Here is a 2328-nt window from a genome sequence, read left to right on the forward strand (position 1 = left end):
GACACAGCCCAAAGCGGCGATTATCAGGAGTAACATCATGACTACTTTAACTGTCGGCCAGTGCCTCACCTCTTTTAAAAACGAGTATGTAGTAAGCGCGGTTAATCTGGCTGACGGCAAAATCAGCTATACCATCCTCGGCCTGAATGCCCCAACCTGCGCCCCGCTGCTGGAAACTTCCCTGCGCTTTTACCAGGTGATCGATAAGACCCTTCCACTCGATGAACTCCGCGCCCGCCGTCAGGTTGTGCAGAGTGTGACCGACCAGCGCGAAGCGAGACACCAGGCGAAAGAAGATGCCCGCCAGCTGGCGAACGAACGCGCCAGCGCTGACCCGGAAAACGCCGGATTGCTGACCACGGCCACCGAAAGCAACACCACCAAGCTAGCCGCTAAAAACATCCGTATTCTGCTGAAAAAGCATTTCCCCGGAGTGAAGTTTTCTGTCCGTATGCGTGACTATAACGCGCTCTATGTTTCGTGGACGGATGGCCCAACCAAAGAGGCTGTAGAAGCGATTACAGACAAGTTTGAGGAAGGTAGCGTTAACTCAATGGAGGACATTTACGAATACAACATTACGGGCTTCCACCGTGTTTATGGTGGCGTGAAATACCTGTTTTGCTCACGCGACCTGACCGACGCGCTGATCGCTGAATCTATCGAACTGCTGCGCAAAGAATACGGCGAAACCACCATCCCGGCTGATGTAACGCTTGAGGCGTACAAATCCGGGGCGCTGGCGGGGCGCGGGCATGACTGCTTTACCTGGGGGCTTGCAGCGCAAATCCGCATCAATGCGGGAAAGGTGGATAAATCCAGCCGCTGAAATTAGCGCCCTTCGGGGCGCTTTTTGTTGGTAGAAGTGAATGAAATATATGTAATAAATGTATTTACTAATATTGACTTCGAGGGCAAAAAAGGCGATACTTATTTCATCGGGAGGCAATACCGCCGCCCGATAACACAGCCCAAAGTGGCATCTAAGGAGTTATCTATGAACTATCTGATCATCATCCCAATCGCGTTGATTCTCGCCGCCGCCGCGCTGGCCCTTCCGTGGTTTATGGTTCGCCAGGGCTACCGCGAACAAGTCCAGCTGGGCGGTGCGTGTACTACCGTGCTGGGGCTGGCCGCATCAACAGGCGTGTTTAGCTATGCCGATAATATGCCGCTGGCGCTGCTGTACGGCTCTGCGTCGGTCGTTTCATTCCTGTATGCGCTTGATTGCTTCCTGCCGCTTTACCTGTCACGTAAATCTCACTAACCCACAGGCGGGGGGAAACCCCCGCCAGCCTGGAGAAACAAATGGAAAAAGGAAAACTCGCCCAGCAACAGGGTTTTGACCTGGAGTTGCAGATCCTGAAAAGCCAGAGGGGCTATTACATTGGCACGGCGACCAGTGAGGGCTACCCGGTATCAAGGGAATCAGCTGAATACTTCCCGGATAGCAGCACCGCGCAGCAGGCTTTGACGGATAACCGCTGGACACAGCGAGAGGATTGTTAATTAAATTGCAGGGCGGCTAATCGCCGCCCTGCATAACGAAAAGGAGGCCGGACGATGGCTGACCATGACGACGCACCGGAAAAAATTAAGTGCCTGGAGTGCGGGAAGGAGTTTTCTTTCCTGGCCCCTCATTTGAGTAAAGCCCACCAGATGAACGCCAGACAGTACCGGGAACGCTGGGGCATACCACTACACAGGCCGCTTGCCAGTGCCGAGCATTCCCGCCAGTGTCGGGAAAATGTTTTGCGCCGTATCCGGCGGGGCGAAATTCGCCCCGCTGACCAGCTCGCGCTCATGGCCGAAGGCCGGAAGAATGCTCCTGAACGTGCGACCAGCACCAGGTTGCATAAAGTGGCGGCGGCGAACGTCGCGCGGGTACATCAGATATGGAAGCATTCTCCGGTGGTGAAGGTCGTTCCTGATACGCTCAGGGATGAAGCCGTGCAGAGAATGACGGCCAGAAAGGTGACTGGTGAGAAAGTTAAGGATATTGCTGCCGATCTGAATCTGTCGGTTGGGTGTCTGTACAAATGGGTGGCGAGCGCTAAATAGGGCGTCTCCCTGCGGGCCGCTACGTCGTGCTGCGCATCGAGCCAGCCTTGCTGTCTCGCCCCTTCGGGCTTCCATCGCTGACGCTTGTGATAAACATGGATTGTGCAGCTCAACGGGTATCAGTTCGTCAAGCCCGGCGCTTGCAGCGGCCAAAGGCCGCGCCGCGCCAACCGCCCCGCAACGGGGCTATAAGGCATCAAAAATACTGAATGCCTGTTTTTCCTGCCTGCTGTCGCTAACTCACTGAAATAACGCAAAACCCAAAAT

At 54.9% G+C, this 2328-nt stretch carries 4 protein-coding genes; all 4 read left to right on the plus strand.

Annotated elements, in window-relative coordinates; genetic code table 11:
• The first annotated feature begins 37 nt into the window (after positions 1-37).
• The 4 genes from N6G83_RS54230 to N6G83_RS54245 all read left to right on the plus strand — a co-directional run bounded on the left by N6G83_RS54230 (position 38) and on the right by N6G83_RS54245 (position 2061).
• Positions 38-829, plus strand: a complete 792-nt coding sequence (locus N6G83_RS54230) for an LPD29 domain-containing protein (RefSeq protein WP_024562316.1) — start codon at positions 38-40, stop codon at positions 827-829.
• A 168-nt stretch (positions 830-997) separates the two neighbouring features.
• Positions 998-1267: a hypothetical protein gene (locus tag N6G83_RS54235; protein ID WP_024562315.1), complete on the plus strand. Its 270-nt coding sequence runs from the start codon at positions 998-1000 to the stop codon at positions 1265-1267.
• A gap of 41 nt (positions 1268-1308) precedes the next feature.
• Positions 1309-1509: a hypothetical protein gene (locus N6G83_RS54240; RefSeq protein WP_015060066.1), complete on the plus strand. Its 201-nt coding sequence runs from the start codon at positions 1309-1311 to the stop codon at positions 1507-1509.
• A gap of 54 nt (positions 1510-1563) precedes the next feature.
• Positions 1564-2061, plus strand: coding sequence for a MucR family transcriptional regulator (locus N6G83_RS54245; protein ID WP_040115102.1), 498 nt, complete (start codon positions 1564-1566; stop codon positions 2059-2061).
• The last annotated feature ends 267 nt before the right edge of the window (positions 2062-2328 follow it).

This window comes from Serratia sp. PL7 (assembly GCF_945957435.1).